Genomic DNA, 12173 nt, shown 5'->3' on the forward strand with positions numbered 1-12173 from the left:
CCTAAGTTTGGGTATGCAAGATAACAGAGATAATCATCCCTTAGATTTATCCTATCTTACAGAAATGGTAGGTCATGATCCTGAATTTATGATCGAAGTTTTTGAAACCTTCACAGAACAGACGCCATTTTACATGGCAGAACTTGAAGATGCCTTAGCTAAAAAAGACTGGAAAAGGGTAGCGGAGTGCGCCCACAAAATAAAGCCCACATTTACTTACGTTGGTCGTGGAGATGTGAAAGATTTTGTTCAGTTGATAGAAAATGGAGCTCGGAAACAAGAAAATCTACCGCATGTAGCTGAACAAATTGCGAGTTTGAACTCATTGATAGACAAGATCTATCAGCAGATTGAAATGACTATTTTAGAGGTGAAACTGAAGTACAAGTTGTGACTTAATTTGCTACTTCTTTGTTTTCGCCCCGGAAGTGAAGGATTGACAAACCGATATAGAGTACCAATATTAATGGGATTGCAGCAAACTTCAACACGCCGATTAAAACTGCCGACAGTAGCAGGAATAAGAACCTAATTTTGTTTTTACGCCAGCTAAAATTGCTAAACTTTAAGGAAAATATTTTTATTTCGCTGATTAGCAGGAAACTGGTAAGTGCCACAATCGCGATAAGTAAAATCGTTGAGCCGATAATGTGTGGATAATCGACTGCAATAAAAGGCAATGAGCAGATAAAAAGTGTGTTCATTGGCGTGTTTAAGCCAATAAAATCTTCAGTTTGCCGAACATCATTGTTAAATTTTGCTAAGCGTAAGGCAGAAAATACGGTGACTATGAATCCTAAATAAGGTAGGTATTCAGAAGAATAATCGCTTGTTTTAAGCAGCTGAAACATAACCACGCCTGGTAAAAAACCAAAACTTACCATGTCGGCCAGAGAGTCTAAATCTTTGCCGATTGCTGATTTTACATTTAAAAGCCGGGCAACCATTCCATCAAAAAAATCAAAAATGCCTGAGATAACAACGAAATATGCTGCAATCTGTAAATCACCCTTAAATGCAAAAACGATTCCGATGCAGCCAGAAAAAAGGTTTGCACAGGTAATCGAATTAGGGATATGCCTTTTCATAAAATTTATGGTGTGTGGTTAAGGTAAAGTTCTGCAAAATTAAACCGTAAGTGTGTAAAGCTGAAGTTGTCCGATACAGAAACCTTCAGCCTTACATCTTTTACCTTTAGCCTTATTCTAGCTATTCATCGAAATTAAAAATTCTTCGTTGCTCTTAGTGCCTTTTATTTGTGCCTGTACAAATTCCATGGCTTCCTGGCTGTTCATGTCGGCCAAATGGTTACGTAAAATCCAAACCCGCTGTAAAATATCTCTGTCCAGTAACAAATCATCGCGGCGTGTGCTCGATGCTGTAATATCGATTGCAGGGAAAATACGTTTGTTCGATAATTTACGGTCTAACTGTAACTCCATGTTACCGGTACCTTTAAATTCTTCGAAGATAACTTCATCCATTTTAGAACCGGTATCGGTTAAAGCGGTTGCTAAAATGGTTAAAGATCCACCATTTTCAATGTTACGGGCTGCACCGAAGAAACGCTTTGGTTTGTGTAATGCGTTGGCATCAACACCACCCGATAGAATTTTACCAGATGCCGGCGCAGTTGTATTGTAAGCACGGGCCAAACGGGTAATAGAATCCAGGAGAATTACCACATCATGTCCGCTTTCTACCAAGCGCTTGGATTTTTCCAGAACAATATTGGCTATTTTTACGTGGCGCTCGGCCGGCTCATCAAATGTAGATGCGATAACTTCTGCTCTTACACTGCGGGCCATATCGGTAACCTCTTCAGGGCGTTCATCAATTAATAGAATAATTAAGTAAACTTCCGGATGGTTTTTAGCGATTGCATTGGCAACTTCCTTCAAGAGGTTGGTTTTACCCGTTTTAGGTTGTGCAACAATTAATCCACGCTGACCTTTACCAATCGGCGTAAATAAATCCATTATACGGGTAGAATAATTACTGTTATCCGTAAATAAATTTAATTTTTCGGTTGGGAAAAGTGGTGTTAAGTAATCGAAAGGAACCCTGTCGCGAACTTCAGCAGGAATACGGCCATTAATGGTTTCTACACGAACTAAAGGAAAGTATTTTTCGCCTTCTTTTGGCGGGCGAATGCTTCCCTTTACAGTGTCGCCGGTTTTTAAACCGAAAAGTTTTATCTGCGACTGAGATACATAAATATCGTCGGGAGAGGTTAAATAATTGTAATCTGCAGAGCGGAGAAAACCATAACCATCAGGCATAATTTCTAAAACGCCTTCGTTGGTAATTACATTATCGAAATCCAGATTCGAGTAGCTGTTTTCATTTTTATGATGGTTGCCACCTCCAGGTTGTTTCTGCTGGCGATTATCATCGCGTTGTCCCTTTTCCTGTTTTTCTCTTTGTTCTTGTTTTTGTTTCGGAGCAGCTGGAATTACTTCTGCTGATTCTTCTATCAATGCGGAAATTGGCTTACTGCCGCCATCTTCCGATTCAATAATTCTGTCTGGCTGCCTTTCTGGTTGTTGCTGATGTTGCGGCTCATCAAATAAAGTGACCGATTCTCTTTTTCTTTCAATCGGAGCGGAGGCTTCATCTTTACTTAGCCTAACTCTTTTTTTAGCCGGTTTTTCCGATGTGGCGGCAGCAGGAGCAGCTGACGCAGCAACTTTTGGTGTTTTTTCGGCCTTTGCCGTTTTGGTTTTTGCAACAGGTGCAACTGCAACTGGCTCAGGTTCGCTATAAGGGTCGGCACCCGACTTAGCTGCGTTTATTATTTCTTGTTGGTGTAACAGTACTTCAACAAGGTCTATTTTTCTAAGGGATTCGGCACCTTCAATGCCATAAGATTTTGCAAGTTCACGTAATTCTGGTGTGAGCTTATCATTTAATTCTGTTTTGCTAAACATTCTAAATATATATGTTTCAAGAAATTTTTCATTTGTTTATAACAGACGTTTTCTGCTATAAATCTGCACAGGCCTAAATTTGTGTTTGCGTTGGCCCGGCGGTTTTATTCGTGTATAAATTCTTAAGGCTATAAAACAAATGAGTTATTCTTAGATGCACTCAAAATGGTTTCATAATTGTTTACGAGCTGAATAAAAACGATAAATCGCTTTCAAAAAATGGTAACAAAAAACAAGTCTTGATAAATTTTTTCTGGGATATTCAGATAAACGGTTGAGAAATTATGTTGCAATTGTATGTATTTGAAACGTAATCCGCAAGAAAAAGTTTAAATTGTTTATAAAAAAGATAAATGTGAAGATATTTTTGTTGGTCAAAAGCACTTAAAAACCTCATATTTGCAGCAAATAAGGCCTTATATGACTAAGCAACAACTTTTTGAGCAGATACAAAAAAAACGTTCATTTTTATGTGTCGGACTTGATTCTTCGCTGGATAAAATTCCTCAGCACCTGCTCAAATACGAAAATCCAATTCTCGAATTTAATAAACAAATTATTGATGCTACGAAAGATTTATGTGTTGCTTACAAACCAAACACTGCTTTTTACGAGTGTTATGGCAAAAAAGGCTGGGAAACTTTAATTGAAACCTGGAAGTATATTCCAGAGAACATTTTTTCCATCGCAGATGCTAAGCGGGGCGATATTGGCAATACGTCGGCGATGTATGCCGAAACGTTTTTTAATGAAACGTCGTCAGAAATGAGTTTCGACTCGGTTACGGTTGCGCCTTACATGGGCAGCGATTCGGTTACACCATTCTTAAATTTTAGCAATAAATGGGTAATTCTGCTCGCTTTAACCTCAAATCCGGGTCATGCTGATTTCCAGATGCAAGAAATAGGTGGCGAGAAACTTTTTGAGCAAGTACTTAAAACATCGCAACAATGGGCTACAGATGAGCAAATGATGTATGTTGTGGGCGCAACGCGTGGCTCTGCCTTTGCCGATGTGCGTAAATTTGCTCCAAACCATTTTCTGTTGGTTCCGGGTGTTGGTGCCCAGGGGGGCGATTTGCGGGAAGTTTGCAAATTTGGCCTGAATTCGCAATGTGGATTGCTTGTAAATTCATCTCGAGGAATTATTTATGCAAGCAAGGGAGAGGATTTTGCAGAGCGGGCCAGGGAAGAGGCTTTGACGTTGCAACAAGAAATGGCGCAAATATTAGTTCAAGCAAGCTTAGTTTAGTCGCAGATTTCGAATTTACCAGGTCAAAATTAGCGACAATATTTCTCAAAGCCAACCTGACAAAAAATGCTGCTCTGTTAATCTGTATTTTCCGGATAAAACTTCCAACCAACCATGAATGCTAAAATAGACTTAAAACTTATATTTGCTTTAACCGGTGTTGCTTTAATTTGGGGTACAACCTATTTGGGCATTCGTGTTGCCGTAGAAAGTATTCCGGCCTGGTATGTAACCGCTATCCGTCAAACCGTTGCGTCTATAATTATTCTTGTTATTTTGATAAAACAAAAAGAGCTAAAGTGGATTGGCTGGAGTAGTTTTAAAAGACAAATTTTACTTTCAATTTTGATGGTTGTTATTGCCAACGGAATGACGACCGTTGCAGAAAAAACAATCCCAAGTGGGCTAACATCCCTGATAAATGCAACTTCGCCGCTACTCGTTTTTCTCGGTTGTGTTTTTCTTGGCATCCAAAAGCCAACACTGAAAGGTTTTATTGGGGTATTTATCGGTTTTCTAGGTATTGTATTCATTTTTCGAGATGGAATTAGCGATTTACTTGAGCCGGGCTACCGAAACGGAATTTTATCACTAGTAATTGCAGTTTCGGGGTGGACAATCGGAACAATTTATTCTAAAAAACATAGCGGAAAGCCTCAGTACATATTTCTAAATCTATTCTATCAATTCGTTTTCTCAGCGATAGTTCAGTTTGGATTGGCGCTTGTTTTTTCTGGCGAAGCCGATACAAGCAAATGGAAGCCAGAAAGCATATTTGCTGCGGTTTACCTCGCGATATTTGGTTCGGTTTTGGGCTATTTCTGTTACCATTATGCATTAAAAAAAGTTTCGGCTTCAGAGGTTTCTATCCTTACTTATTTTAATACAATTATTGCAATATTTCTGGGTTGGTTAATTTTGAATGAACACGTTGGTATCGATTTAATTGTGGCTACAGTTTTAATTATCGCCGGCGTATTCATCACCAATTATAAAAAGAAAGCAGAAGTGGTATAATTCTATCGGTTGATTCAGTCAAGATTTCACATACTGGAAGCATCTTCATAAAACTTTTAGGAATATTTTCTATATTCAGGAATGTATATTTCTGAAGATTTTCTTCATTACGTGTGGCAGTTCAGGTCGTTCGATAACAACAGCTTAAAAACTGTTGAGGGCGAAAACCTGACAATCATTCAGCAAGGTTTTCTGAATAAAAATGCGGGTCCGGATTTTTGCAATGGTAAAATTCTACTTGAAACCACAATTTGGGCGGGTAACATAGAAATTCACATCAAATCATCAGATTGGTTAAAGCATAATCACCAAGCCGACGCCAGCTATGAAAATGTAATTCTGCATGTAGTTTATGATAACGATGTTGAGATTAAAAGAAGAGATGGCTCTGTTTTAACAGTACTCGAATTAAAAAACCGTATCGCGGAAACGTTGATTCAGAAATATGAGAAGCTGTTCATCAACCTGAATGATTTTCCTTGTATTGCGCAAATCCAACACGTCGATAAAATAATTATCGATGCTTGGTTATCCCGAACACTAATTGAAAGATTTGAACAAAAAAGCTATGCCGTAATCGAAACATTAAATGAATTAAATGGAAACTGGGATGAAACTTTATATCGTTTTCTGGCCCGTAACTTTGGTTTCAAGGTAAACGCACTACCTTTCGAACTCCTTGCAAAAGCCGTTCCGCAACAAATTTACGGAAAGCATAAAGATAATGTATTACAGATTGAAGCCCTTGTTTTTGGTTCGGCCGGTTTTTTAAAAGATGAGTTAAAGGATGAATATCCAGCGAAATTAAAAAAGGAGTTTCAGTTTTTACAACAGAAATATAACATACAAGCAATAGATGTTTCGCTGTGGAAATTTTTGCGAATGCGGCCACAAAATTTTCCAACGATGCGTTTAGCGCAATTTGCGGCATTAATTGTAAAGGCAAATCATTTGTTTTCAAAAGTGATGGAAATCAGTAACATATCAGAGCTCAGAGCCTCATTTGAAAATTTACCGGTTAACGATTATTGGAAAAAGCATTACCATTTTAGAAAAGACGCAGTGGTTGTCAGCAATCAGCCTGGTAAACCATCGGTAGATAATATTTTGTTAAACACGGTTGCGCTCTTCTTATTTGCTTACGGCAAGCATACCGGAACGCAATTTTACGTTAGCAGGGCGATAAAATTGTTGGAAAGCTCACCGCCAGAGGAAAATGCGATTGCCGATAAGTTTACTTCAGCAGGTGTAAAAATTGATAATGCTTTTGCATCTCAGGGAATTTTACAGTTAAAAAAACAGTACTGCGATGCGAAAAAATGTTTATCTTGTGGTATTGGCATCAAAATTTTGAGGCAAACCTAATTGCTAATTTGTCAAACTTTCTACCTTTTATTCGGTTTTGTCAATATGGAATTTCCACACGAACTTAGAGAACTTTACCCCGATAAAATTATCGAAGTAAGAGGCAATGCAGATGCGCTTACCGTGATATTAAACAATAACGTAGATATTGAAAAGTTTAAGGATGAGCTTAAGAAAAAGTTTACGGGCTTAGCAGACCAGCAGATTCTTTTCATCAAACATGAAGACAGACAAGATTTTGAAAAGTTGGTGCTTGAATAACGAAATGCTATTCATTTGAACATTAACCAAAAAATATTGTTAAATTAGTATTGGTAAATTAAACGGTTTAAATCCTTCAATTTATCATTAAAGATAAAAACCTAAAAAGATAACGATGTTCCAACGAATAATAACCTATTTTGAGCAGCAGAGTTTCGGTGTATCTACTTACCTGGCGAGCAAGCTTAACATGAGCACCGCCAAGGTTCGTTTGTTTTTTATCTATTCTTCATTTCTCGCAGTAGGTTTCCCGATACTGTTTTATTTTCTCGCCGCCGTTGTTCTGGACATCAGAACATATATGAAAAAAATCAGGCTAAGAATTTGGGAATAATTCTAATTGTAAAGTATTAATCTTCTCATTAAATTTTCCTGAATCCAACCCTAATCTACGCTCAAAATTTCTGCAATTTCCAGAATACCTTTTTCTTCAGCTAAATCTGCAGGTAATTTTCCGCCCTCCATACGTAAGCTTACCTCTGCGCCATGTTCTAAAAGCAAAATTATTAGTTCGATGTTACCAAGTTGTGCTGCGGTATGCAATGGTGCCAAACCCGCTTTCTGGCAAACATTTGGATAGGCGCCGCTATCTAAGAGCATTTTGGTAATGTTTATATTATTTGCAGCAACAGCCGAATGTATCGGAAAAACATTGAATCCGTTTCTTGAGGCTAAATTTACATCTGCACCTTTAAGCACTAAAAATCTGGCCAGCTCTTCATGTCCGAAATAACAGGCCAGTCCTAATGGTGTAAAGCCATCATCAGAAAATTTATTAATGTCGTCTGGGTTTTGAAAAATAAGTAATGTAGCGGTGTCGAACTTTCCAACGGCACAAGCTTCAAACAAAGTTATACTGTCGCAGAACTCAGCTATTAGATTGGCAATATCCGGTCTTTTATAGTAGCAAGCCAATAATAAAGGTGAAACATTATGTGACGTCTCAGTACCTGCCAAAGCAGGGCTGCTTATCAAAATTGTCTTAACTGCCTCTAAATTCCCAGCCTCAATCTGTTCTTCGAGTTGTGCTATACTCATAGTATTGATTTGTTTTCAAATATTCGTTTTAAATTAACAAAAAATATATGGAGTGTGAAACTTCAGGCCTAAATATATCTTTCCAAGCTATATTATTGCTTTAGGTCTTGCCGTTATAGTGCTACGATTTAAAAAAAAATCCCGTTTCACCTTCCAGGTAAAACGGGATAAACCTAAAACAAAATCCGTTTCATTTGACAAAACGTAGCAACTTGTGCATTGTTAAATTATAGACGATTTTTTCTTGCCAAGGTTTAATTTGTGCATAATATTTTAAGTAATTTAAGGCGAATTACATCACGTGATTGATTTCACCAATGTAATGCAATCTTCCAACCATTATTTGGTTTATAGAAGACAAGGGGGGGAGAAAGATAAAATTGTTCGCAATGGCAACAATTTTATCTAAGTTTGTTGTTTAATATCATAGAATAGAAAATGGCGGTAAGGGGAAACCAGTTTAAAACCAATACATTTAGAGATAAAGGCGCTGAAAATGCACCTGGCAGAGCGTCGTCGGGTCGTCAGGCCAAAGAGAAAAGAGAATATTTGCCAAGTTTCGACTTGCAGGATGGCCGTGCAATAAAGATTGTAGGTTTGTTTTTTGTTGTCCTTTCTCTATATTTTTTAATTGCCTTCACATCTTATTTATTCACCTGGCAAGATGATCAGAGTTACGTAATTGATGCAAATGGAGGTTGGAGTAATCTATTTAAAACCGCCGAAGAACTAAAAGATGCTGGCGTTATTATTCCGGTTGTACAGAACTGGTTGGGCAAATTTGGTGCATTATTATCGCACCAGTTTATTTACGAATGGTTTGGTATTGCCTCATTTCTATTTGTACTCGCTTTTTTTATTATAGGTTACCGGTTATTGTTTAAGGTAAAAATTCTTTCCATTTCCAAAACGCTGGGATACAGCTTTTTTTTCCTGCTTTTTATCTCGTTAACTTTAGGTTTCGCACACAGTTTCTGGTCAGATTCGCCACATTATGTTGAAGGTGAATTTGGTTACTGGAGCAATAAACTATTAGCGGCGCAGATTGGCGCTGCGGGTGTTGCCGGCTTAATTGCCTTTGCGGGCTTAACCATCCTTATCATCGCCTATAACATCGATTTCAAGCTACCGCAACGTAAGGAAAAAGAAGTTTACCTCGATAACGAAACGCCCGATTTTGTGAATGAAGTGCGTGAAAGATTCGCTCAAAACAGGGAAGTTGAAGAAGTTAATGAGCCAATAGAATTTCCGGTACGGGAGAAGCCACCTTTAAATAATGACCGTGGTAAGCAAAATGTGGTAATACAGCCAAGTCGTTACGAAGGGAAAGAAGATGATAATGAAATAATTGCGCCTGTAACCTTGTCGCCCATGGCTACAAATTTACCGCTGGCTACATCGGCGGCTGCGGCGGCTACAATGCCCTTAACCGTAGAGCCAACGATTGAAGAGGAAAAGGAACCTTCCTTTATCATTGAAAAAACCGAAGAAGAAAAAAAATCTGATGATTTGGTGGAGCAGTTTGGCAATTATGATGAAAAGCTGGACTTATCCGGCTATAAGTATCCTACAGTCGATTTGCTGGAAAACTATGGCACCAATAAAATTTCGGTAAATGCGGAGGAACTGGAAGCAAATAAAAATAAAATTGTAGAAACGCTTAATCACTACAATATCGAGATAGATAAGATTAAGGCTACCATTGGTCCAACGGTTACGCTTTATGAAATCATCCCGGCTCCCGGGGTTCGAATTTCAAAAATTAAAAATCTGGAGGATGACATCGCTCTCTCGCTCGCAGCATTAGGTATTCGTATTATAGCGCCAATGCCAGGCAAGGGAACAATTGGTATCGAAGTGCCTAATCAGCACCCTGAAATGGTGCCCATGCGCAGCATTTTAAATACCGAAAAGTGGACTTCAAATACCATGGACTTGCCAATTGCGCTAGGGAAAACCATCAGTAACGAAGTTTTTATTGCCGATTTGGCCAAAATGCCTCACTTACTGGTTGCGGGTGCAACGGGGCAGGGTAAATCGGTTGGTATCAATGCTATTCTGGTATCTCTACTGTTTAAAAAACATCCGGCGCAATTAAAATTTGTGCTTGTCGACCCTAAAAAGGTTGAACTTACCTTATTTAACAGAATTGAACGCCATTTTCTTGCTAAACTTCCGGGAGAAGCAGATGCCATAATTACCGATACTAAGAAGGTGGTTAATACCCTGAATTCGCTTTGTATCGAGATGGATCAGCGATACGATTTGTTGAAGGATGCACAGGTTAGAAACCTCAAAGAATATAATGATAAGTTTATCAAGCGTAAGCTTAATCCAAACAATGGGCATAGGTTTTTACCTTTCATTGTTCTCGTAGTAGATGAGTTTGCCGACTTGATGATGACTGCCGGCAAAGAGGTTGAAGCACCGATAGCACGTTTGGCACAACTGGCACGGGCCATTGGAATTCACCTGGTTCTAGCTACACAGAGGCCATCGGTTAACATTATTACAGGTACAATTAAAGCCAATTTCCCAGCGAGGTTAGCATTCAGGGTTTTATCGAAGATTGATTCGCGTACTATTCTGGATAGTGGTGGTGCAGACCAGTTAATTGGTCGCGGAGATATGCTTTTATCCACAGGTAGCGACTTAATCAGGCTACAGTGTGCTTTCGTTGATACACCAGAGGTGGATAGAATTTCTGAATTTATCGGTAATCAGCGTGGTTATGCTGATGCCTATCAACTGCCAGAATACATTGATGAGGCAGGAGAAGGAAGTAAGGCAGATTTTGACCCGAATGAACGTGATAAATTCTTTGAAGATGCTGCAAGGCTGATTGTGATGCATCAGCAAGGCTCTACTTCGCTCATCCAGCGTAAACTTAAGCTAGGTTACAACCGTGCGGGTAGAATTATCGACCAACTGGAAGCTGCAGGTATAGTTGGCCCGTTTGAAGGGAGTAAGGCCCGGGAGGTTTTATACCCTGATGAATATTCTTTGGAACAGTTCTTGAATAGTATGAACAGCAAAGATTAGATTAAACCTATGCAAGGAAATCTAATCTAAAGTTTCAAAAGAAAATTTAAAAAACACGAGATGAAGAAATTAATTTCAGCATTAATGGTTGTAGTTGCTTTTACAACATCAACTTATGCTCAAACTGATGCGAAAGCGAAAGCTATCCTGGCTGATGTAAGTAAAAAATACAAGTCGTATAATATCGTTAAAACCGATTTCACATTTACGCTGGATAATCCAAAAGCTAAAGTGAAAGAAACACAACAAGGTACTTTGTACGTTAAGGCGAACTCAAATAAATATAAAGTTGCCATGACGAATCAGGAGTTGTTTAGTGATGGCAAAAGCCAGTGGACCTATTTAAAAAAGGATAAAGAGGTTCAGGTTAGTAACGTGGATAATAGTGGCGATGCCATTAATCCGGCTAAGATTTTTACTGTTTACGAAAAAGGCTTTAAGTACATTTACACCGGCGAGACAAAGGTTGGTGCAAAAACTTATCAAATGATTGATTTGACACCGGTTGATGCTAAAAAATCGATTTTCAAAGTTCGTTTGAGCATTGATAAAGCGGCTAAGCAGATTGCAAATGTGGTTTTATTTGATAAAAACGGAAATAAGTATACTTACAATGTGAAAACTTTTTCGCCCAATGTAAACGTACCAGAAACAACATTTGCCTTCGACGCAAAAAAATATCCTGGCGTTGAGGTTGTAGATTTGAGGTAATTTTTCCGCCTTGCGGAATAGTAACAAAAGGTTCAGTTGGAAACAGCTGAACCTTTTTTATTAGCAACACGGTTGATGTGTATCATGTTACCAGCGTTGATGCAATATTCAATTAGGCCTGACAACATTGTTAGCAGCAATTCTTCTAAAAATTGAAGGTAGATGAACGGTTGAAAGTTCAATGTGTATGGTAAAGGCGGGCTACACCATCGGCCTAAAAAAACAACTTTGTAGTTATGAATGCTGCATATTTTCTCTAAGTTTGTTTTAATGTCGTTGCCAATAACAAACCATACTTTAGAAAAATTAGAGCAATTGCTTTTTGCTATGGGCTTCAAGGTTCGTTATGAAAAAGGAAACTTTAAAACAGGCTCTTGCCTGATTGAGCATAATAAGGTTATTGTGGTAAATAAATTTTCAAATCTGGAGGGAAAAATTGCAGCCTTAGTTGTGTTGGTTAAGCAAACCAATCCTGATACAAATCTGTTAGATGAAAAACAACGTCAGTTTTATCATTCATTAAAACAAACAGCGCTATTTTAACCCAGCTACAAAACC

The 12173-nt window shown here is 38.3% G+C and carries 12 protein-coding genes; 9 read left to right on the forward strand and 3 right to left on the reverse strand.

All coding sequences use genetic code 11. The features are described 5' to 3' along the window. Positions 1-13: 13 nt before the first annotated feature. The gene (locus tag AC0IWT_RS01855) at positions 14-394 is read left to right on the forward strand and encodes an Hpt domain-containing protein (RefSeq protein WP_471795733.1); all 381 of its coding nucleotides are present in this window, start codon (positions 14-16) and stop codon (positions 392-394) included. 1 nt (position 395) lies between these two features. On the opposite strand, the gene pssA is transcribed toward AC0IWT_RS01855, so the two are convergent. Together pssA and rho are read right to left on the reverse strand one after the other, a co-directional pair. After that, positions 396-1088 carry a CDP-diacylglycerol--serine O-phosphatidyltransferase gene (gene pssA, locus AC0IWT_RS01860; RefSeq protein ID WP_471795734.1) on the reverse strand — a complete coding sequence of 231 codons (693 nt, stop codon included), beginning with the start codon at positions 1086-1088 and terminating at the stop codon, positions 396-398. Between the two features lie 117 nt (positions 1089-1205). Then, a complete protein-coding gene (rho, locus tag AC0IWT_RS01865; protein ID WP_056870705.1) occupies positions 1206-2930 on the reverse strand; it encodes a transcription termination factor Rho in 1725 nt (574 codons plus the stop codon). Between the two features lie 420 nt (positions 2931-3350). Here rho and pyrF point away from each other — a divergent pair, with 420 nt between their 5' ends. From pyrF to AC0IWT_RS01890, 5 genes are all read left to right on the forward strand, one after another. Further along, positions 3351-4181, forward strand: coding sequence for an orotidine-5'-phosphate decarboxylase (gene pyrF / locus AC0IWT_RS01870; protein ID WP_471795735.1), 831 nt, complete (start codon positions 3351-3353; stop codon positions 4179-4181). A gap of 114 nt (positions 4182-4295) precedes the next feature. Continuing rightward, positions 4296-5198 carry a DMT family transporter gene (locus AC0IWT_RS01875; protein WP_471795736.1) on the forward strand — a complete coding sequence of 301 codons (903 nt, stop codon included), beginning with the start codon at positions 4296-4298 and terminating at the stop codon, positions 5196-5198. Positions 5199-5279: 81 nt separating this feature from the next. Then, positions 5280-6563: a DUF2851 family protein gene (locus AC0IWT_RS01880; RefSeq protein WP_471795737.1), complete on the forward strand. Its 1284-nt coding sequence runs from the start codon at positions 5280-5282 to the stop codon at positions 6561-6563. Between the two features lie 45 nt (positions 6564-6608). After that, a complete protein-coding gene (locus AC0IWT_RS01885) occupies positions 6609-6824 on the forward strand; it encodes a hypothetical protein (protein ID WP_471795738.1) in 216 nt (71 codons plus the stop codon). 115 nt (positions 6825-6939) lie between these two features. Then, positions 6940-7158 carry a PspC family transcriptional regulator gene (locus tag AC0IWT_RS01890; RefSeq protein WP_056870701.1) on the forward strand — a complete coding sequence of 73 codons (219 nt, stop codon included), beginning with the start codon at positions 6940-6942 and terminating at the stop codon, positions 7156-7158. A gap of 50 nt (positions 7159-7208) precedes the next feature. Here the strand turns inward: AC0IWT_RS01890 and AC0IWT_RS01895 are convergent, their stop codons facing one another. Continuing rightward, complete coding sequence (locus tag AC0IWT_RS01895) at positions 7209-7862, reverse strand: ankyrin repeat domain-containing protein (protein WP_471795739.1); 654 nt, start codon at positions 7860-7862, stop codon at positions 7209-7211. Positions 7863-8300: 438 nt separating this feature from the next. On the opposite strand from AC0IWT_RS01895, the gene AC0IWT_RS01900 reads away from it, so the two are divergent. From AC0IWT_RS01900 to AC0IWT_RS01910, 3 genes are all read left to right on the forward strand, one after another. Beyond that, a complete protein-coding gene (locus tag AC0IWT_RS01900) occupies positions 8301-10904 on the forward strand; it encodes an FtsK/SpoIIIE family DNA translocase (protein WP_471795740.1) in 2604 nt (867 codons plus the stop codon). A 60-nt stretch (positions 10905-10964) separates the two neighbouring features. Next, a complete protein-coding gene (gene lolA1, locus AC0IWT_RS01905; RefSeq protein WP_471795741.1) occupies positions 10965-11615 on the forward strand; it encodes an outer membrane lipoprotein periplasmic chaperone LolA1 in 651 nt (216 codons plus the stop codon). Positions 11616-11885: 270 nt separating this feature from the next. Beyond that, positions 11886-12158: a hypothetical protein gene (locus tag AC0IWT_RS01910; protein WP_056870697.1), complete on the forward strand. Its 273-nt coding sequence runs from the start codon at positions 11886-11888 to the stop codon at positions 12156-12158. The last annotated feature ends 15 nt before the right edge of the window (positions 12159-12173 follow it).

Source organism: Pedobacter sp. AC464 (assembly GCF_979253075.1).

Excerpts from the sequence above, each read along its gene's own strand:
- AC0IWT_RS01855 (WP_471795733.1), top strand. The coding sequence starts at position 14 with ATGCAAGATAACAGAGATAATCATCCCTTAGATTTATCCTATCTTACA.
- pssA (WP_471795734.1), bottom strand. The coding sequence starts at position 1,088 with ATGAAAAGGCATATCCCTAATTCGATTACCTGTGCAAACCTTTTTTCT.
- rho (WP_056870705.1), bottom strand. The coding sequence starts at position 2,930 with ATGTTTAGCAAAACAGAATTAAATGATAAGCTCACACCAGAATTACGT.
- pyrF (WP_471795735.1), top strand. The coding sequence starts at position 3,351 with ATGACTAAGCAACAACTTTTTGAGCAGATACAAAAAAAACGTTCATTT.
- AC0IWT_RS01875 (WP_471795736.1), top strand. The coding sequence starts at position 4,296 with ATGAATGCTAAAATAGACTTAAAACTTATATTTGCTTTAACCGGTGTT.
- AC0IWT_RS01880 (WP_471795737.1), top strand. The coding sequence starts at position 5,280 with ATGTATATTTCTGAAGATTTTCTTCATTACGTGTGGCAGTTCAGGTCG.
- AC0IWT_RS01885 (WP_471795738.1), top strand. The coding sequence starts at position 6,609 with ATGGAATTTCCACACGAACTTAGAGAACTTTACCCCGATAAAATTATC.
- AC0IWT_RS01890 (WP_056870701.1), top strand. The coding sequence starts at position 6,940 with ATGTTCCAACGAATAATAACCTATTTTGAGCAGCAGAGTTTCGGTGTA.
- AC0IWT_RS01895 (WP_471795739.1), bottom strand. The coding sequence starts at position 7,862 with ATGAGTATAGCACAACTCGAAGAACAGATTGAGGCTGGGAATTTAGAG.
- AC0IWT_RS01900 (WP_471795740.1), top strand. The coding sequence starts at position 8,301 with ATGGCGGTAAGGGGAAACCAGTTTAAAACCAATACATTTAGAGATAAA.
- lolA1 (WP_471795741.1), top strand. The coding sequence starts at position 10,965 with ATGAAGAAATTAATTTCAGCATTAATGGTTGTAGTTGCTTTTACAACA.
- AC0IWT_RS01910 (WP_056870697.1), top strand. The coding sequence starts at position 11,886 with ATGTCGTTGCCAATAACAAACCATACTTTAGAAAAATTAGAGCAATTG.